The 19,014-nt window shown below is 32.4% G+C and carries 24 protein-coding genes and 2 tRNA genes; 11 read left to right on the top strand and 15 right to left on the bottom strand.

Features of this window, described 5'->3' with window-relative positions:
* Positions 1 to 23: 23 nt before the first annotated feature.
* Complete coding sequence (hemW, locus tag ACHZAX_RS19785; protein WP_320020275.1) at positions 24 to 1,160, bottom strand: radical SAM family heme chaperone HemW; 1,137 nt, start codon at positions 1,158 to 1,160, stop codon at positions 24 to 26.
* 189 nt (positions 1,161 to 1,349) lie between these two features.
* On the opposite strand from hemW, the gene ACHZAX_RS19780 reads away from it, so the two are divergent.
* Both ACHZAX_RS19780 and ACHZAX_RS19775 read left to right on the top strand, forming a co-directional pair.
* A complete protein-coding gene (locus ACHZAX_RS19780; RefSeq protein ID WP_101311152.1) occupies positions 1,350 to 2,069 on the top strand; it encodes a head GIN domain-containing protein in 720 nt (239 codons plus the stop codon).
* Positions 2,070 to 2,324: 255 nt separating this feature from the next.
* Positions 2,325 to 2,753, top strand: a complete 429-nt coding sequence (locus tag ACHZAX_RS19775) for a VanZ family protein (protein ID WP_101311151.1) — start codon at positions 2,325 to 2,327, stop codon at positions 2,751 to 2,753.
* On the opposite strand, the gene ACHZAX_RS19770 is transcribed toward ACHZAX_RS19775, so the two are convergent.
* Both ACHZAX_RS19770 and rpiB read right to left on the bottom strand, forming a co-directional pair.
* Positions 2,748 to 3,191: an RrF2 family transcriptional regulator gene (locus ACHZAX_RS19770; protein ID WP_101311150.1), complete on the bottom strand. Its 444-nt coding sequence runs from the start codon at positions 3,189 to 3,191 to the stop codon at positions 2,748 to 2,750. The genes ACHZAX_RS19775 and ACHZAX_RS19770 overlap by 6 nt on opposite strands.
* A gap of 130 nt (positions 3,192 to 3,321) precedes the next feature.
* On the bottom strand, positions 3,322 to 3,762 hold the full coding sequence (gene rpiB, locus ACHZAX_RS19765; RefSeq protein ID WP_101311149.1) for a ribose 5-phosphate isomerase B: 441 nt from the start codon (positions 3,760 to 3,762) through the stop codon (positions 3,322 to 3,324).
* Between the two features lie 878 nt (positions 3,763 to 4,640).
* Between rpiB and ACHZAX_RS19760 the strand changes: the two genes are divergently transcribed.
* The 3 genes from ACHZAX_RS19760 to ACHZAX_RS19750 all read left to right on the top strand — a co-directional run bounded on the left by ACHZAX_RS19760 (position 4,641) and on the right by ACHZAX_RS19750 (position 6,523).
* Complete coding sequence (locus ACHZAX_RS19760) at positions 4,641 to 5,021, top strand: response regulator (RefSeq protein WP_101311148.1); 381 nt, start codon at positions 4,641 to 4,643, stop codon at positions 5,019 to 5,021.
* Between the two features lie 137 nt (positions 5,022 to 5,158).
* On the top strand, positions 5,159 to 6,181 hold the full coding sequence (ruvB, locus tag ACHZAX_RS19755) for a Holliday junction branch migration DNA helicase RuvB (RefSeq protein WP_320020273.1): 1,023 nt from the start codon (positions 5,159 to 5,161) through the stop codon (positions 6,179 to 6,181).
* Positions 6,182 to 6,193: 12 nt separating this feature from the next.
* Positions 6,194 to 6,523, top strand: a complete 330-nt coding sequence (locus ACHZAX_RS19750; RefSeq protein WP_101311146.1) for a hypothetical protein — start codon at positions 6,194 to 6,196, stop codon at positions 6,521 to 6,523.
* 51 nt (positions 6,524 to 6,574) lie between these two features.
* Here ACHZAX_RS19750 and ACHZAX_RS19745 read toward each other — a convergent pair whose 3' ends face one another.
* The 7 genes from ACHZAX_RS19745 to ACHZAX_RS19715 form a co-directional block, all read right to left on the bottom strand.
* Positions 6,575 to 7,438 (bottom strand): sensor histidine kinase, encoded by an 864-nt coding sequence (locus ACHZAX_RS19745; RefSeq protein WP_320020272.1) that lies wholly within the window; start codon positions 7,436 to 7,438, stop codon positions 6,575 to 6,577.
* A 279-nt stretch (positions 7,439 to 7,717) separates the two neighbouring features.
* Entirely contained in the window at positions 7,718 to 7,819 is a 102-nt protein-coding gene (locus ACHZAX_RS19740) for a bacteriocin (RefSeq protein WP_394698296.1), read from the bottom strand.
* Positions 7,820 to 7,890: 71 nt separating this feature from the next.
* Entirely contained in the window at positions 7,891 to 7,992 is a 102-nt protein-coding gene (locus tag ACHZAX_RS19735; RefSeq protein WP_394698296.1) for a bacteriocin, read from the bottom strand.
* Between the two features lie 71 nt (positions 7,993 to 8,063).
* The gene (locus ACHZAX_RS19730) at positions 8,064 to 8,165 is read right to left on the bottom strand and encodes a bacteriocin (protein ID WP_394698296.1); all 102 of its coding nucleotides are present in this window, start codon (positions 8,163 to 8,165) and stop codon (positions 8,064 to 8,066) included.
* Between the two features lie 72 nt (positions 8,166 to 8,237).
* Positions 8,238 to 8,339 (bottom strand): bacteriocin, encoded by a 102-nt coding sequence (locus ACHZAX_RS19725; RefSeq protein ID WP_394698296.1) that lies wholly within the window; start codon positions 8,337 to 8,339, stop codon positions 8,238 to 8,240.
* 71 nt (positions 8,340 to 8,410) lie between these two features.
* Entirely contained in the window at positions 8,411 to 8,512 is a 102-nt protein-coding gene (locus tag ACHZAX_RS19720; RefSeq protein ID WP_394698296.1) for a bacteriocin, read from the bottom strand.
* Between the two features lie 71 nt (positions 8,513 to 8,583).
* Positions 8,584 to 8,685 (bottom strand): bacteriocin, encoded by a 102-nt coding sequence (locus ACHZAX_RS19715; protein ID WP_394698296.1) that lies wholly within the window; start codon positions 8,683 to 8,685, stop codon positions 8,584 to 8,586.
* A 205-nt stretch (positions 8,686 to 8,890) separates the two neighbouring features.
* Here ACHZAX_RS19715 and ACHZAX_RS19710 point away from each other — a divergent pair, with 205 nt between their 5' ends.
* Complete coding sequence (locus ACHZAX_RS19710; protein WP_320020271.1) at positions 8,891 to 11,734, top strand: CHAT domain-containing protein; 2,844 nt, start codon at positions 8,891 to 8,893, stop codon at positions 11,732 to 11,734.
* Positions 11,735 to 12,161: 427 nt separating this feature from the next.
* Here the strand turns inward: ACHZAX_RS19710 and ACHZAX_RS19705 are convergent, their stop codons facing one another.
* The 4 genes from ACHZAX_RS19705 to ACHZAX_RS19690 all read right to left on the bottom strand — a co-directional run bounded on the left by ACHZAX_RS19705 (position 12,162) and on the right by ACHZAX_RS19690 (position 13,975).
* Entirely contained in the window at positions 12,162 to 12,932 is a 771-nt protein-coding gene (locus ACHZAX_RS19705) for a tetratricopeptide repeat protein (protein WP_101311268.1), read from the bottom strand.
* Positions 12,904 to 13,470, bottom strand: a complete 567-nt coding sequence (locus tag ACHZAX_RS19700; protein WP_156194767.1) for an RNA polymerase sigma factor — start codon at positions 13,468 to 13,470, stop codon at positions 12,904 to 12,906. The genes ACHZAX_RS19705 and ACHZAX_RS19700 overlap by 29 nt, the downstream gene beginning before the upstream one ends.
* 326 nt (positions 13,471 to 13,796) lie before the next feature.
* A tRNA-Val gene (locus tag ACHZAX_RS19695) sits at positions 13,797 to 13,871 on the bottom strand.
* 29 nt (positions 13,872 to 13,900) lie between these two features.
* Positions 13,901 to 13,975: transfer RNA gene (locus ACHZAX_RS19690), tRNA-Val, on the bottom strand.
* Positions 13,976 to 14,116: 141 nt separating this feature from the next.
* Between ACHZAX_RS19690 and ACHZAX_RS19685 the strand changes: the two genes are divergently transcribed.
* The 4 genes from ACHZAX_RS19685 (at position 14,117) to pheS (ending at position 17,400) form a co-directional block, all read left to right on the top strand.
* Entirely contained in the window at positions 14,117 to 14,479 is a 363-nt protein-coding gene (locus tag ACHZAX_RS19685; RefSeq protein ID WP_101311266.1) for a hypothetical protein, read from the top strand.
* 30 nt (positions 14,480 to 14,509) lie between these two features.
* Positions 14,510 to 15,322 (top strand): peptidylprolyl isomerase, encoded by an 813-nt coding sequence (locus ACHZAX_RS19680; RefSeq protein WP_320020270.1) that lies wholly within the window; start codon positions 14,510 to 14,512, stop codon positions 15,320 to 15,322.
* A gap of 109 nt (positions 15,323 to 15,431) precedes the next feature.
* Positions 15,432 to 16,256 (top strand): peptidylprolyl isomerase, encoded by an 825-nt coding sequence (locus ACHZAX_RS19675; RefSeq protein ID WP_320020269.1) that lies wholly within the window; start codon positions 15,432 to 15,434, stop codon positions 16,254 to 16,256.
* A gap of 121 nt (positions 16,257 to 16,377) precedes the next feature.
* Positions 16,378 to 17,400: a phenylalanine--tRNA ligase subunit alpha gene (gene pheS, locus ACHZAX_RS19670; RefSeq protein ID WP_101311263.1), complete on the top strand. Its 1,023-nt coding sequence runs from the start codon at positions 16,378 to 16,380 to the stop codon at positions 17,398 to 17,400.
* 184 nt (positions 17,401 to 17,584) lie between these two features.
* On the opposite strand, the gene ACHZAX_RS19665 is transcribed toward pheS, so the two are convergent.
* A complete protein-coding gene (locus ACHZAX_RS19665; RefSeq protein WP_320020268.1) occupies positions 17,585 to 18,004 on the bottom strand; it encodes an OsmC family protein in 420 nt (139 codons plus the stop codon).
* Positions 18,005 to 18,307: 303 nt separating this feature from the next.
* Between ACHZAX_RS19665 and ACHZAX_RS19660 the strand changes: the two genes are divergently transcribed.
* The gene (locus ACHZAX_RS19660) at positions 18,308 to 19,012 is read left to right on the top strand and encodes a Crp/Fnr family transcriptional regulator (protein WP_101311261.1); all 705 of its coding nucleotides are present in this window, start codon (positions 18,308 to 18,310) and stop codon (positions 19,010 to 19,012) included.
* Positions 19,013 to 19,014 lie beyond the last annotated feature (2 nt).

Genomic DNA, 19,014 nt, shown 5'->3' with positions numbered 1-19,014 from the left:
TCAACGTTTGTATTTACATTCTATTATTCATCCTCAATCCAAAAATAATCGGACATAATATCATTGGATACAAACACACCTTTATCATTTAAAATGATGCAATTATTTTCTTGTCTTACATGATCAGATAAAAGATACTTTTTAGATTTTGTGATACAATGCTGATAAAGATCTTCGCCAAAATCCTTACGCACCATTTCCAAATCCATTCCCCAATAAGTTCGAAGCGAAGTCAAAACAAAATCATTAAAACGATCGAATTCACTCAATTCTTCCTTTTCAGAGAAACTCAATCCTTCCCTAATTGCTTTTATATATTTGTAATTATGGGCAATATTCCACTCTCTTTGCTCCAAATTGTAGGAATGAGCCGATGGTCCAATTCCAAGATATTTTTTCTGTTTCCAGTAACTTGAATTGTGTTTTGAAATATATCCCTCTTTCGAAAAATTAGAAATTTCATAATGAATAAAACCATGTTTTCTGGCTTCATTAATCAAATAATTAAACTGCTCAAAACTCTCTTCTTCATCCATCTCAACCAACTGTCCTTTTTCCAGCTTTTTTGTAAAAATCGTGTTCGGATCAAACATTAAATGGTAAGATGAAATGTGCTGAACATTCAAGTCAAAAACCAGATCTAAATTCTCCTTCCACTTTTCCATACTCAGACCTGGAACGCCATAAATCTGATCTACCGATATATTGTCAAAACCAAAACTCTGAGCTCTGCGAACAGCATAAAAAGCCTCTTTACCGGTATGTCTTCTGTTCATAAGAATCAAATCTTCATCATGAAACGACTGAATTCCCACACTGAGTCTGTTTACCCTGGTTTTACTTAGCTCCTGCAGGTATTTTTCAGTAAGATCATCAGGATTGGCTTCCAATGTAATTTCCGCATTTACATCAATGGTAAAATACTTGGCCACTTCATCAATCAACGATTCAATTTCTTTTGGTTGATACACTGATGGTGTTCCTCCTCCAAAATATATGGTATTTAAACTTGTATCACCTAAATATCCTTTTCTAAGTTTTAATTCAAGCTTTAAGCATTCCAACATATCATCTTTTGCCTGCAATGAAATACTTTTGTGAAAAGCACAATAGTGGCAAAGTTGTTTGCAAAATGGAATGTGAAAATATACTCCCGACATATCAATCTATTTTTCTGCAAGGTAAATTCATTTGACAAATTTTCCTCTTCAACAAGCGAATAATTAAAAATCTTGTTAACTTTTGTTAGCTATTAAAACAATCAGTTTCGAAAAAATGCAACACTTATATTCCCGAAACGTCTTTATATCAACAAAGCTAAAGTGAACTTTTACCTAAAAATAGTAGTTATGAATCCAATTAGAAAAATATTTTCCTTAGTATCGATTCTGCTTATCAGCCTTATATGTATATTTCCTGCTCAGGCAGATGGAGTAAAAGGCAATGGAAATGTACAAACAGAGGAAAGAGAAGTAAGCACCTTCGAAACCATTAAAGTTAACGGAGCCTTTACTATTATTCTTTCTCAGGATGATGATTACAGCCTAAAAGTAGTTGCCGATGAAAATCTTATGGATATTATTAAAACCCAGGTAAAAGGCGACGTACTTTATATATCAACCGAAAAGAGTATTTACAAATCAAAAGAATTAAAATTATACATCGGTTTTAAACATCTTAGCGGATTAAAAGCCAATGGTGCAATTTCTTTAAAAAGCGATCAAATGCTTCGTTTTGATGAGTTGGATATTGAAATAAACGGTGCATCTTCTGCTGATTTAGAACTTTCAGCCAATCGATTAACAATTGATAATAGTGGTGCTTCAACTATTAAATTAGCTGGTAAATGCGACGAAGTATCAATTAATATTTCCGGAGCAGGAAGTGTAAGTGCCTACGATCTGATTGCAAAAAGAGGAAGTATTGATATTAGTGGAGTTGGAAGTGGTAAAGTTTGTGTAGAAGAAGATCTTCGGGTAAGTATCTCAGGAATTGGTTCGGTTAAATACAAGGGCGAACCTAAAATTACAAGTGATATTTCTTTTCTGGGCAGCTTAAAAAAGTACTGATTAAAACAGCATGCTAACTTAAAAAGGGATCAAATTGATTCCTTTTTTTGTATCCAATAAGTACCGTTTAAAACTATAAACACTCAATATCATATATCATATATATACAATATTTTACAAGTGCCGGATCAATTGTTTCCTCTTTACAATCACTTCCGGTGAAAATTCTACGCTGATAGAAAAGAAAGTATTCTCCTGAAAAAATAAAAATCTTAAAAATGCGTATTACCTTTGAATAAAATTCAGCAAAACTTTATGAATACTAAATTATTTTGGAGAAACATTCTTTGGGCAGTTGTCATTTTCATTCTATGCTCAATTCCTGGAGATGACCTTCCCAACACTCCACTAATATCAATACCACACTTCGACAAACTTGTTCATTTCGGAATGTTCTTTATAATGGGAATTTTCTTATTTGCAGAACTAAGTATTCAAACGAAATTAAAACGTATTTATAGTGCCGTAATTATACTAGCATTAATTGCCTTTTACGGAGGCTTAATAGAGTACCTTCAGCAAAACTATTTTGTACATAGAAGCGGCGATTATTGGGATTTATTCGCTGATATTTTAGGAGGTATTTTTGCTATAATAATGTATCCTTGGTTAAAAAAACAAAAGGACTTGCTGTTAAACTGCAAGCCCTTCAATAAAATATCTTTTTTAAAGAAAATACTATAAACTAATAAATTCTTCAGCTGTTCCCATTTCATCTATTAATTCACCAATTGTTTTGCCATTAAATAAATCATAAATGGTTTGTCGGATGCTTCCAAATTGGTTATGAACCGGACAAGGTGATTGTTTATTTGTGTGTGTTTTACAGGGTCTCATACCAATCAAACAATTCTCGAACATATCCAATCCATCAACTATTTCAACAATATTCATTAAAGTTATTTCAGATGGCTTTTTGCCCATACCAAATCCACCATGAGGACCTTTTGTTGAAGTAAGCAATTTTTGTCTGGCTAAACTTTGCAATATTTTGCCCAAAAATGGAGTTGGAATTTCTAAATCTTCCGAAATCTTTTTGATTCCAATTTTCTTTCCTTCTGTGCCATTCAGCGATAAATAAATTACTGAACGAATTGCATATTTACAGGTATTCGATAACATTCTTTCTATTTAGTATTACTCTCATATTCATCTAACAATCAGCACAAATATAACAATATTTACTACTAATAAAGCATCTTTAATTCTTTAATTCCTTATTTAGATTCTGTTTATCAAAAAAAATAGCACACTATTTTAAAGGAATTTTATCGATTCGAGTTTGGTGTCTACCACCCTCAAAATCAGTTGATAAAAATATTTTTGCAATTTTTTCTACTTCTTCGTAAGAAATAAATCGAGCGGGAATTCCACACACATTTGCATTATTATGCAACCTTGCTAATTCAGCAATTTCAGAATTCCAACACAATGCCGCACGAATTTTTTGATGCTTATTTGCAGTCATGGTAATTCCATTTCCACTACCACAAAGAGTAAATCCAAAATCAAATTTCTCTGACGCGACAGCTTCTGCTAATGGATGAGCTGTATCCGGATAATCCATACTAGCTTCCGAATCGGTACCAAAATCAGTCACCAAATAACCGTTTTTCTTTAAAAATTCTCCAAGCCTATTCTTGAATTGATAACCTGCATGATCTGATGCAATAGCTATTTTTAGTGTTTTCATATGATTATAATTTTAAACTTTTGCCATATAGCCTGTCCCGAACTTGTTTCGGGAGAACTTTTCATGCTGAAATAATTATCTCCCTGTGTGTCAAAATCGATTTGGCATAAACGTTTCATATTTGTAATTTTTCAAAATAAAGCAGATTAAAAAATGTTTAATTTTTAATCTATTCTTTAAAATTCACAAAAATATTTCATTGTTTAAGGCTACAAAACTAATTAAAATTACTCATTTGCTTGAAAAAAAGAGATTTTAAAATATCTACATACAACTGAATAAAAACAATGAATGATAAGACTGTAAATCTGACACTTACATTAGAATTTTACAGCTATCAACATTTTTGTTCACATTCAGTTAACATACTGTTGATTTTTCCTTACTAAATTTTACAATCTTTTCTTTGGATCATACAATTTCCTGATTGTATAGAAAAAATATTATTCCATTACAAGTTTATTTTTCATTTGAAGATTTACATCTCTCAACAGGTTTTCAACAGGCTGTTAATATCAACAAGTTAAAATTTTATTAATATTTAATGTTATTAACAGCTTGTTAGTAACGTTGATATTTCACTGAAAATCAAATGCAATAAAATTAACAATACCTGTTCATTTCCTGTTACTAGGTTTAATTTTAATCAAAAATCAACAAAATACGGAAACTCTTACCAACAGTATTAACAGGATATATTAATCATTATATTCTTTTAAGAAATTTTAAAAAACAAATAATAATATTAGACTTGTTGATAAGGGTTAATTTGGTTCTGAAGGCTTGAAATATATTCAAATCATTAGTTCGATCAAATATCTAATTTTTGTAATGATTTTATTATCTTGCATTGCATTGAAAAATCCACGAAATACAATATGAGCTGGGAAACAAAAAACTATTCCATTTTATTAGTTGAGGATAATAAGTTAAATCAAACCGTTGTTAAATTTACTTTAAGACGATATGGTTATTTAATTGATGTTGCCAATAACGGAATAGAGGCAATTGAGATGTTTAAACAAGGCGATTACGATTTTATTTTAATGGATATCATGATGCCTGAAATGGATGGATTAGATGCAACGAGAGCAATTCGAAATCTGGAAAATGGTCGGAAAATTCCAATTATAGCTTTAACTGCAGATATCATGATTGCCAACGAAGAAAAATGTCTGAGAAATGGTATGAATGGTCATATCGCGAAACCTTTTGAAATTGATAATTTGTTTAAAGTGCTAAAAAGTTTAGATCTTTAAATAAATTTGCAGCTTCAGCTTTATCCATGAAAAGGATTTAATCTTATTCTGGATGAGCTATCAATAAATTTCCGTAACCTTTTTTTGTATAAATCACTTCATTGTTTACAAATGAATGTAGTCAAATCTTGCTTCTAATGGAGGATCACCTGGATATCAGAGATAATAATTTTTCGGACAACGAAAAAGAGTATGAAAAGAAATTACGACCCCTTGAATTTAGTGATTTTCGAGGTCAAAAAAAGACAGTTGAAAACCTGAGCATATTTGTTAAAGCTGCAAAAATGCGGGAAGAGGCTTTGGATCATGTGCTGCTTCACGGACCTCCTGGATTGGGTAAAACAACACTTTCAAATATTTTAGCCAACGAATTGGGTGTTGGATTAAAGATTACTTCGGGGCCGGTAATGGATAAACCAGGAGACCTTGCCGGACTTTTAACTAATCTTGAACCTAACGATGTGTTGTTTATTGACGAAATTCATCGTTTAAGTCCGATTGTAGAGGAGTATTTGTATTCTGCTATGGAAGACTTCAAGATCGATATAATGATTGATAAGGGACCCGCTGCACGTTCCATCCAACTTGAATTAAATCCTTTTACATTAATTGGTGCAACAACTCGTTCGGGTTTACTAACTTCACCTTTGCGTGCACGTTTTGGAATAAATTGTCACTTAGAGTATTACGACCTTCCTATTTTAACTAGAATTGTGGAAAGATCTGCTAAAATTTTAAACGTAGAGATTTCTCATGAAGCTGCAGGTGAAATTGCTTCACGAAGCAGAGGAACACCACGAATTGTAAATGCACTTTTAAGAAGGGTTCGCGATTTTGCTCAGGTAAAGGGAAATGGAAATATAGATTTGAGTATTACTAAATTCTCTTTGGAAGCATTAAATATTGATAAACACGGTTTGGATGAAATGGACAATAGAATTCTAAATACTGTGATTGATAAATTTAATGGAGGGCCGGTTGGTATTTCTACAATTGCAACTGCTGTTGGTGAAGATAGTGGTACAATCGAGGAAGTTTACGAGCCGTTTTTAATCAAAGAAGGATTTATTAAAAGAACGCCCCGAGGAAGAGAAGTAACTCCTCTGGCGTATGCACATTTGGGTAAAAACAAATTTACTGATCCTGAATTACTTTTTTAATAGCAAGAATTGATGAATAAAATATTACCAATTGTTTATACCATTGCAACAATACTAATTATTATTGGTGCCTTATTTATTTTACAGGCTGAGAAATACGGATTGGCTGTTTTAAGTCTTGGACTGGTTCTTAATGTATTTTACAGATTTAGTACACTAAATTATGAAAGCGTTAAATCATTTAAAATTTTGGATGTTTTGCGTTTGGCAAATATTCTATTTATGATTGTGGCTTGTGCAGGATTTTTCTACGATTGGGATCAAAAGTTCAACTTTTTGATACTAACAATTGTATTTGACCTCCTACTGAATTTAAAAGAAATATCCTTTAAATCGAAATAAAAAAAAGGAGCTTGTGACCAGCAAGCTCCTTTCTATTACCTAGTAATTTTCCTAAATAGCAATATTCTTTTTAATAGTGGAAAAAGAATATATATCGTTAATATTAAGCTTTAAAATAGCTTCTATTTTTTCTTTTAAAATGATGTTTGATTCTGAATATTTTAGGGGAATTGTAAAATAAAAAATGGAACCTTGTCCCAGGTGTGAATCGATAAATAATTTACCACCCAAAAAGTTTACAATCTCTTTGCATAAACTCAAACCCAATCCGGCACCTGAATAAATTCTTGTGTACGAATTATCCACTTGCGTGAATTTTTTAAATATTTGTTCTTGTTCAGTTTCGTTAATTCCGGGACCAGTATCTTTTACATAGAAAAGAATATTATTTCTATCCTGAATTGCACAACCAAAATCAATATCTCCTTTCTCAGTAAATTTAACTGCGTTTTCTAGAAGATAGGATAGAACCTTCTTTAATTTGTCAAGATCCGTGAATATTTTAATTTCTTGAAGATCTTCAGTAAAATTTAGAATTAAATTTTTCTGAGAATCAGTAATATTTTGTTCGAATATAGAATACAATTGGATAAATAAAGCGTGAACAGATATTTCCGATTCCTGGAAATTCATAGAACCACTTTCTAATTGGGAAAGTTCAAGTATTCTATTAAATAAATCCAACAATTCTTTACTGCTGGTATTAAGAATGTTAGTAAATTCATTTCGCTCTATTTTTGAAAGAGAATCGTCACGTAATAATTCTGAAGCACCAATAATAGCATTCATTGGTGTTCTAATTTCATGTGACATATTTGCCAGAAAAGAGTTTTTAAGCACTTCTGCCTTGGCAGTTTTAGCTTTTTCTTCTTTTAGCAATTGCTCCAGTTCTTTATATGTAGGACGTCTCTCCATGCAAATGAATTTGGTCTCAATAATAGAGTCAATTAGTCATTTGTTTTTTACACTACTTAAAAACAAGTACACTAATTTTATTGATAAAATTTTTATAGGAAATATATATTTGGATTATTTAAACAATGTAATCGTCACATATTGATTTATCTGTCATTTCGTTGACACCGCCTTTGGTAAGGTGCAACTCTAGTGTAGATATTTCTTCAAAATTTTTCATGGGCTCAGTAAATATAAATTATTATAATTGTTTTGTCAATCTTTTTGAAGATATATCACTTACACGATGTAATCGTCACATATTGATTTATCGGTCATTTCATTATAACCACCTTTAATATTTTGTAATTCTTCCTGGGATACTATTTCAAAATTTTTCATTGCTGTTTGGTTTGACTGGTTACTACTAGGTTTATTTTATTAGGAAAATGGAATATGGTCTATTTGGTTACTTACACGATGTAATCGTCACATATTGATTTATCGGTCATTTCATTATAACCACCTTTAATATTTTGTAATTCTTCCTGGGATACTATTTCAAAATTTTTCATTGCTGTTTGGTTTGACTGGTTATTACTAGGTTTATTTTATTAGGAAAATGGAATATGGTCTATTTGGTTACTTACACGATGTAATCGTCACATATTGATTTATCGGTCATTTCATTATAACCACCTTTGATGTTCTGTAATTCTTCCTGAGATACTATTTCAAAATTTTTCATTGCTGTTTGGTTTTTATTGGTTACTACTAGGTTTATTTTATTAGGAAAATGGAATATGGTCTATTTGGTTACTTACACGATGTAATCGTCACATATTGATTTATCGGTCATTTCATTATAACCACCTTTAATATTTTGTAATTCTTCCTGGGATACTATTTCAAAATTTTTCATTGCTGTTTGGTTTTATTGGTTACTACTAGGTTTATTTTATTAGGAAAATGGAATATGGTCTATTTGGTTACTTACACGATGTAATCGTCACATATTGATTTATCGGTCATTTCATTATAACCACCTTTAATATTTTGTAATTCTTCCTGGGATACTATTTCAAAATTTTTCATTGCTGTTTGGTTTTATTGGTTACTACTAGGTTTATTTTATTAGGAAAATGGAATATGGTCTATTTGGTTACTTACACGATGTAATCGTCACATATTGATTTATCGGTCATTTCATTATAACCACCTTTAATATTTTGTAATTCTTCCTGAGATACTATTTCAAAATTTTTCATTTTTATTTGGTTTTTAGTTAGAGTTCAAATTGTTTTAGTTTTTATGGATTACACCCCTTTATTCCCCTTTTTTGAAAAAGGTAACCCTGGAAACACAATTATTTTTTAAAAAAATAAAAAAAATGCCCTATATTTAGGTGTTTATTAGCCTTTATGATTGACCTAACAGATTGTTATTGAGAATATTACAAAACCAAACCTGAGCGTGAAAAATTTTCTAAAAAAGATTTTTACTTTTCTTCTTTTCCCTCCTTTTCTTCTCTTTCTTTTTAGTGGGAGCATGATTTCTGAGTCAAATTTGGAATTAGAAAAGCGTGAAACTTCTGAAATAGTCAGCCCCGATTCTTTACTACAGAAGCAATTTGATCGGGCAGTTGATTTCTTACGAAAAGGTGAATTTGATTATTCAATTCAGTCTTTCGAAAATGCAATTTTGACTATTAATCAAGGAGGATTAGTAGATAAAAACCTTGTTTATCGAACCTATGTGAATTTTGGTGTCTTATTAAACAGAGTGGGAGATTGGAAAAAATCTTTAAATTTTTATGATATTGCCGAGAGTTTTACCATCACTGAGTTTGGGGATGATTCAAATAAATTGATTCCTATTTATGGGAATAAAGGAACTATTTTTAATAATTATGGAGATTTAGTTAAGGCACAAAATTATTACGAAAAAGCACTATCGTTACTGGAAGTAGAAGGTAACCCAAAATGGTTATCTCAAACATATAATAATTTAGGTGTGATTTTGTATAAAAAAGCTAATTATTCTGAGTCATTAAAATATTATTTAAGAACGTTAAATCTGAAAAAGGAAAGTAACTCACAAAACTTTTCATCTACTTTCAATAACATTGCTAATTGTTATAAAAAGTTAAAGAGGTATGATGAAGCAGATTTATATTATAAAATGAGTATTGAGGAAATAATCAAAACAAATGGTACTGATTATTATTTATTAGGTGACTACTATTTAAATTATGCTGTTTTTCAGAACGAAATTAAAAATTACGATAATGTTCTTCCCTATTTAAATCTTGCCTTTGATATATATCTTAAAAATTTTGGAAACAAACATCCAGATACTGCGCATTGCTTAAAGAATTTTGGGGATTATTATTCCAAAAGAAATGATCATTTAAATGCTTTACAATATTATCAGAAGGCGTTAATTGCTGAAGTGGATAATTTTAACAACAGCACTGTTTACATCAATCCGACAATGAATGAGTTGGATCCCCAGCTTTCTATTTTGGAAATACTAAAACCAAAAGCAAATACTTTACATGAATTATACAGTAAGACGAATAGTATTTCAGATTTGGATTTCAGTTTACAAACCTATGATCTTTGTTTGGATATTATTGATAAAATTAGAATTGCCTATCAGGATGAAGAAAGTAAATTTGCTCTTTCAAAAAATGAAAAAGAAACGTATAATCAAGCAATTGAGATAGCTGTAAAATTGTATCAACTTACAAAAGATGTAAAATACAAAGAGAAAGCTTTTATATATTCTGAGCGTTCAAAATCAGCTAGTTTACAGTCTTCACTAAACGATGTGAATGCAAAAAATTTCGGGGGTATTTCAACAGAATTGCAGGAGAAGGAAACAAATTTGAAGTTGAATATTGCTAAGTATCGTGAGTTGGTTCATGACGAAAGAAAAAAACAAACACCAGACCGGGATTCAATTAGCGGATGGCAAAATGTACTTTTTAATTTGAATGAGGAATATAATCAAATGGTTCTTCGTTTTGAGGAGGATTATCCGGAGTATTACGCACTGAAATACGATACCAAAACCATCGATATTGAAGAATTACAGAGCAGGTTAAGCGATAATGATTTACTGATTGAATACTCAATTTCTGATTCAGCACTTTTTTCTTTTGTAATTACAAAATCAAGTTTTGAAGTTGAGCGGGAGAAGATTGTGAAAGATAGTTTTGATTATCATTTGGAGGAGGTTCGTAATTGTTTGAAAACGAATGATTTTGCGAATAATAGTGTTGCTTATTATCAAAAATATACAAAATCAGCTTACTTACTGTATCAACATTTGTTGAATGGTAAAGACAGCTTGTTGACCGGTAAAAGTCTTCTCATTGTTCCAGATGATAAAATGGCCTACATTCCATTTGGTGTGCTTTTGAAAAAGGAAGCGGATACTACAACGATGAATTATAGAAATCTTGAATATTTAATAAAATATAATTCAATTACTTACCACAATTCAGCGACTCTTGGTTTCAAAAATCATTCGAGCAGCTATGGATTTTCTTCAAACAAATCGATTTTAGCTTTTGCACCATCCTATAACGATGTTAATGATTCGATATTATATACTGAAAGAGCTTACCGGGATAAATTATATCCTTTGCCTGGAGTAAAGGAGGAAGTTATTAATATATCAAAAGTGATTCATGGCGATTTGTTTATTGATGATATGGCGACGGAAGCTAATTTCAAGGCGAATTCGGGTGAATACGATGTACTTCATTTGGCAATGCACACTATCATTGATGATGAAAATCCGATGTATTCAAAACTCGTTTTTACGCAAAATTCCGATTCTTTACAAGATGGCCTTCTAAATACGCATGAAATTTACAACATGAATTTTAATGCAAGAATGGTTGTTTTAAGTGCTTGTAACACTGGTGATGGTAAGTTATTTAAGGGAGAGGGAGTAATGAGTTTAGCACGTGGTTTCTTCTATGCAGGTTGTCCTAGTGTAATTATGACTTTATGGACAGTCGAAGACAAAACCGGATCAAATTTAATGAGTAATTTCTATACCTTTTTATCTCATGGATTGAAAAAGGATGATGCTCTTCGTCAGGCTAAATTGGAATATTTAAAAACAGCTGATGCATTAAAATCTCATCCTTATTTTTGGTCTGGATATGTTACTTTAGGAGACGTTGATCCTTTGTATGATGATGGTCTGATTCATAAGCTGATGTACTTTGCTTTTGGTTCTGTTGGAATAATCTTATTCTTATTTTTCCGTAAAAAATTCAAAGGTAAAGCAGTAGCCTAGGAGCAAGTTGTTTTAGTTATCTTCATTGTATGGTGATATCTGTTTGTTCTGTTGAGATATGAATTTTGGTTCTATAAATTTTAATTCTTCTGTGCAATTTTAAAGTCAGAGAAAACAGCAATTATTTCTATTAGAACTATCATCGTTCCCAACTGGTATTCTATTAGTTCTTGTTAAGTGTTTGCTAAAAAGTTAAAAGCATAATACCAATTTAATTTCAAAAGGATCTTTAAATAAAATGGAATATTTTTCTGCTGTATCTAAGGCAAAAGAGTAAAGGATAGCCTGATTACCTTGCATTTTTTTTAACAAAGATGTAGCTGAAAAGAAATATTTTATAAGATCAATTTTGATGTTAATTTGGTATAAGAAAAGCCACCCAATTTTATTGGATGGCTTACTTTATTTTGATGAATGATGAAGTGATCTATTCCAGCCTGTTAATGATTTCTAAAGCTTTTGTCTTATAGAAACTGTTTCCCTGGGCAATTACATGGAATTGCTTAAGAGCTTTTTCTTTCTCGTTGGTCATGAGGTAACAAAAACCCAGATACCATTCAGATTGCTCTATAAAAAGGTTATTCTTATGCTTTAGTACTCTGCTAAAGTTTTTATTCGCTTTTGCGTACTCATTTATTTCGATATTTGAAATACCCGAATAAAAATTACCTGTGATGTTCGTGCTGTCTTTATCCAATATTTTTTTGAATAAAGTTAAAGCAGTTCGATAATCTTTAGTTTCATAGCTTTTTAGTGCGGTTACCAATAAATTATCAATCATGATATCCGACGAACGAGTATTGATTACAACGTTGTATGGTTTATAGTAGTTGCTAAAAATTTTATCATTTGAGTAAGAAGACCGATTGTTCACGATGTACATTAAACTCCCTAAACCAATTATAAAAGCAAGGGATGCCGCTGCAATATTCCACTTAGTCAAAAATTTCAACTTTCGCCTCTGAGTAGGATTAGAAGGTATTTCAATAGCTTCTAATTTGTTTCTAAGATCCATAACGTCTTGTTCCATTATGGCCTCATTAACCTCCATATGAAGGTCAAGTTCCATTTGAAGATCAGAATCTTCGAGTAATTCCTTCTCGAACTGCTTCAATTGGCTTTCTGTTAGATCACCGTCAAGAAAATCCTCGATACGGTCAAAATTCATTTCATTCATCATATACATCTTTAAATTCATTATCATTTTTAATACTATCCATCAATGCTTGCTTGCACTGATACTTTTTCTTTTTTGCATACTTCTCACCCTTGTATCCCATAATTTCGGATATTTCCTTTAAGGAAACTTTATCAAGAGTTAACTGAAGTACTTTCTTACAATCTGAGCCTAGAAGTTTGAAGTGTTTTTGATACAGCCTGTACCTTTCGGTTTGATAATAGGTCTGTGTTGCTTCATCCAATCTATTGTCCAAAATAGCTTCTGAACTAATTTCATTGCTGTTTTTTCTTTTCTCAAGTTGTTTTAACCATAAAAGCCTACAAACTGAATAGACATAGGTTTTAAAATTACAATTCAGAACCAGAGGCTCTTTTTTCATTTTACGGTAGATCACAATAATCGCTTCTTGAAAAAGATCTCTTGCATCTTCTTCGTTACCATTATTGTTCTCTATAAAATTCCGAATACTTGGGAAGAACTTTTTGTAGATGTAATTTAATACATCATTGTTGCTCATACTGATCCCCTCAAGTATCGCTTCCGTAGTGTAATCCATATTTCCTATCCCTTTATTCCTCTAATGGCCAAAAGGTAACCCACAAATAGTAAAAAAAAGTAAAAAAAAATGCACTTTACTATCTAAGTAGCTGATTTAGTGGCTAATAAAATTTAAATTAAATTGATGTTTTTTTAATAAAAAAATGATCTATTAACATAAACCGATCCAATATACAATATTCTCTTAAATTTGGAGGTTACTGAAAGTTATTTTTTTTGACCATATTAAATGAATATACGGTAGATGTCATAAAAAGATTTATGAATGCATAATTTATTGCAAAAAAAAAGATCAGACTTTCTTGTGAAAATCTGATCTTTCTGTGGGCGATATAGGATTCGAACCTATGACCCCTTGGGTGTAAACCAAGTGCTCTGAACCAACTGAGCTAATCGCCCGAATTATTGGGAATATATGCTTTTTATAGTGGGCGATATAGGATTCGAACCTATGACCCCTTGGGTGTAAACCAAGTGCTCTGAACCAACTGAGCTAATCGCCCTTGCCCTTAAAAGCGATGCAAATATAGGATGGAAATATTGTATCTGCAAGAGGAATAATTAAAAAAGTGAAAATATATTTTTCAAGAGGTTCTAAAGTAAGTGGAAATCTTTACTTTTAACATTCATAAAAAATTGATACAATGGATAATAATTTGGAAAGAGACTGGAACAAACTTTTATATAAAATTTCTGAAGATTTTAATGTGGATGCCGATTTAAACGGCACATTACTGCTAATTGGGATACAGGAGCGCGGAAAAGGATTTCAGGAGAAGTATGAAAAAGATGAAAAAATGGATCACATCAATTTGGCAACATGTACGCTGTTGATGAAATGGAATTACTATCAAATTGATGGTTATGATGAAAATGATTGGCCGGTTTTCAAGAAAAATAAAATGGTTCCTCCTTTTTCTAAGGAAAAAGAAGAATTATTGCTTAAATCTTCGATAGTGGAATACTTTAAAGACAATGACTATTTAGAAATTGAGAACAAAAGCTAAATTCGAGATTTTAAAATTCAATATGCACCTATGAAAAATTTGATTTGTATTGCCATCGTTTTTCTATTTATATCCTGCCAGCAAAAATTGGAGTTGGGAAAAAAAGATAGAATTGTTCAGATTGAAACCGAGTATGGAAAATTAAAAATCCGTTTGTATGATGAAACAGCGGCTCACCGGGATAATTTCGTGAAATTGGCACACGAAAAATATTTTGATGGCACTTTATTTCATCGTGTGATAGATGGATTCATGATTCAAGGTGGTGATCCGGATTCGAAAGGTGCAAAGTTGGGGCAGCGATTGGGCGAAGGAGGACCTGGATATGAAATTCCTGCAGAAATTAAAGAAGGATTATTTCACAAGCGTGGAGTTATTGCTGCCGCAAGAGAAGGAGATGATGTGAATCCTGAGAAGAAATCTGCTGGTTCTCAGTTTTATATTGCTCAAGGAAAGATATATACTTCAGGAGAATTGGATACTTTACAAATGAAAATGAATGGAAAATTGAAGAGTTCTATCTTCAAAAAGATTCAAGAACAAAAGGCTGAACTTCTTTCCAAATATCAAATGGAAGGTGAATTAGATAAGTTGACGGAGGAAATTGATCACATTAAATTGGAAGTAGACTCAATATTTAATAGTGAGAAGATTGTATTAAGTAAAGAACAAATTGAAGCGTATACTACTGTTGGTGGAATTCCTCATTTGGATGGAAATTATACAGTTTTTGGTGAAGTTATCGAGGGAATGAATTTAATCGATTCGATTGCCGGTGTTGAAAAAGACAATTTTGATCGTCCTCTAAAAGACATATCAATGAAAATAAAAATCTTAAAATAGACAACATTTCATGTTGTAAATGGAAGCTTCGTAATATATTGCGAAGCTTTTTTTTGGCTTTCAAACTCTGGCTATTTATCTTAGTCCAAATTTAAAAAGATATCGTTGAATGAAATTTGGTAAGAAAGTCCTATTTGGAATTACAATTCTGCTAATTACGAACCTGTCATTTGGACAAACCACCAACTCAATTATTTTAATAGAGACCAATATGGGCAATATTAAATTGATGTTGTATAAGGAAACCCCAAAACACCGGCAAAACTTTCTGCAACTGATAGAAAACGGTCATTTCGATGGCACGCTGTTTTATCGGGTGATTAAAGGTTTTGTGGCTCAGGGCGGATCGCAGGATTCCAGAAATGCACCGGCAGGAAAAATGATTGGGTACGGCAGTTCGAACAGAACCATCGAATCTGAATTTAACCCTAAATACTTTCATAAAAAGGGTGCAATTGCTGCACCAAGAAAGCCGGATAAGGTAAATATTTTTAAGGAATCGGATATTTCTCAGTTCTATATTGCTCATGGAAGGGTGTTTACGGATGTGGAATTGACTCTGATGGAAAAAGAAGTGAATGTTCCTTTGCGAAAGCGAATCGTAAAAAGGTTTTTAACTTCAAGTAAAAGAGCTGTTTTGGATTCCTTAAAAAAAGCCGGTAAGGTAGATGAGTTTAGAGCTATTGCGAAAACAATTAAGGAGTCGATAGAATTCGAATACAATAGTTCCAAAGAACGACTGGAATTCTCTGAGGCTCGTCGTAAAGCCTACACAACGGTCGGTGGAGTTCCGCATCTTGATGGTAATTACACTGTTTTTGGGGAAGTGATAGAAGGATTCGATGTTTTGGATAAGATTGTAGATTTGGAAACAGATGCAAATGACAGGCCTTTTCAGGATGTAGAAATGAAGGTGAAAATCTTAGAATACTAAATAATTTCAGGATCGATTTAAATTATTAAGGAATCTTGAAGGCTAAAATAGAATCCTCAGTAACAAGGAGAAAAAACTTTTTGTAACTTTGCCGACTATCGGATTTCAAAAGATTAAAAATATGTTAGACAAAATAAAGAATTTACTGGAGGAGCTGAATTCATTTTCAGCAACTACAATAGAGGAAGTTGAACAATTTAGAATCAAACACCTTAGTAAAAAAGGGAGTATTGCAGTTTTGTTTGCAGATTTTAAAGATGTTCCAAACGATCAGAAAAAAGCTGTAGGACAAGCTCTTAATGAACTGAAGACAACTGCTTTGGATAAAGTAAATTCTTTGAAAGATAGTTTCACCAATCTTGATTTTGGAAAATCAGGTTTGGATTTGACTTTATCAGGTGATCCGGTTAAGTTGGGTTCGCGCCATCCGCTTTCTTTGGTGAAAAATGAAATCACAGAGATCTTCTCCCGTTTGGGATTTACTATTTCTGAAGGTCCGGAGATTGAAGATGACTGGCATAACTTTTCAGCTTTAAATTTCCCGGAAGAACATCCTGCCCGTGATATGCAGGATACTTTCTTTATCGAGAAAAACCCGGATGTAATTTTGCGTACTCATACCTCTTCGGTTCAGGCGCACGATATGTCTGAAATGGAATTGCCGATTCGTTGTTTAACGCCAGGCCGGGTTTTCCGTAACGAAGCTATTTCGGCGCGTGCTCATTGTATTTTCCATCAAATTGAGTGTTTGTACATCGATGAGAACGTTTCATTTGCCGATTTAAAACAAACACTGACTTATTTCGCAAAGGAATTTTTTGGAGAGAAAACTGAAATCAGATTAAGACCATCCTATTTCCCGTTTACCGAGCCATCGGCTGAGGTTGATGTTACTTGTTCACTTTGTGGCGGAAAGGGCTGTAATGTGTGCAAAGGAACTGGTTGGTTAGAGATTTTGGGTTGCGGTATGGTTGATCCGAATGTTTTGGAATTAAACGGAATCGACAATAAAAAATACACAGGCTTTGCATTGGGAATGGGAATTGAAAGAATCACCATGCTGAAATACGGCATTAAAGACCTTCGTTTGTTCTTTGAGAACGACATTCGCTTCCTTGAGCAGTTTTCAGCTGCAGGATTCTAGAAAATAGATATAAGATTTTAGATGTGAAACTTGAGATCGTCTAACACGATAAAAACAAAAAAGTGCCTTTCCTTGCGGGAGGCACTTTTTTTATTTTGTGGACTTTCCAGACTTTTTACTCTTCGACTCTTTGACCGTTTGACTTTTCGACTATTCCAGACTTTTCTAGACCTTTCCAGACTTTTTACTCTTCATGATAGATAATCTCTGATGTAACAGGAATCACCTGTTTGTACAAAGCACTTACTCCACATTGCGATTCTTCGGATATTTTAACCGCCCGCTCCAATTTTTTATGGGGAAGATCCTTACCAAAGAATTCGTAAGTAATGTGCATGTTTTTATAGTAGGTGGGTTGAGTTTCGGTTAGCTCTCCTTCTACTGATACTTTAATATCCCGGATGTCAAGCCTCATTTTTTTCACAATTAACGCCGTATCAATGCCCGTACATCCCGCCAAAGCGGTCAGCATTAGCTTCTTTGGACGGAATCCTTTGTCTTCACCGCCCACTTCGGTACCGGCGTCGGTAATCATTTTATGACCATCCATATTGGTTTCGTAGGCGAGGTTTCCCAGCCACGATAGTTCAACTTTGTGTTTCATATGTTTATAATTTTAAGTTTTTGCCATATGTAACTTACCATATAATCATCTCCCTGTGTATGAAAAATTTTGTACATGGACGTTTCATAATTGCTGTGTATTTAGTCTTTTTACCTTTTGGATAAGTAAAACTTAAATTTGTATATTTGACCTGATTACAAATTGAAAGTGATTTGTAATAAAAGTAGGAAAAACCCTTCGAAACAAATAATTTTTTTAATGAGTTTGTCAGGTGTTGAAGTCCTGCCACAAGGAATTATTATTGAATTAGTAGTATTGATTTCAGTTTAATATGATTTTTTAATGAAGCAGAATCCAATTCTTCCAAATTGCAATCAATTAGCCGAGAAATTCGGTGAAAAATTTCAAAATTTGAAGGTAGAAGATATGAATCTTTTATTTTGGGGTGAAGATGTTCATTTCTATAAAAGAGGCAGTATTATTTATTCTGAGGGCGATTCCGCGAAAGGATGCTACTTTCTTTTTTCGGGTGTTTTAAAAGTATTTAAAACAGGTATGGAAGGGAAAGAGCAAATCATTCGTTTTGCGAAGCCTGGTGACTTAATCGGTTTTCGTTCTGTGTTGAGTCAGGAGCGGGCATGCACTTCTGCTAAAGTGATCGAAGATGCCATTGTATGTTTTATCCCAGGTAATGTTTTAACCAAACTAATTCAGGAAAACTCTAATTTTGCAATGGAATTAATTCAACTTACGTGCAAAGAATTGGATGAAGCAAATGATTACATTACTGATATTGCTCAAAAAACGGTACGTGAACGCTTAGCAGAGATTTTAATTCAATTGGAAACAGCTTTTGGATTGACCGAGGATGGTACGCTTAAAATTGCTCTTACGCGCGAAGAACTTGCCAATATGGTGGGAACAGCAACCGAATCGGTGATCCGTTTGTTGTCCGAATTTAAATCCGATCAGTTAATAGAATTAAACGGACGAAAAATTAAAATACTAAATACCAAAGCACTTAAAAAAGTCGGCGGAATTTTGTAATC

Source organism: Labilibaculum manganireducens (assembly GCF_963665805.2).
Taxonomy (GTDB): domain Bacteria; phylum Bacteroidota; class Bacteroidia; order Bacteroidales; family Marinifilaceae; genus Labilibaculum; species Labilibaculum manganireducens.
Note: the sequence above shows the minus strand (reverse complement) of the source record. Positions and strands in the feature narration are given on the sequence as shown.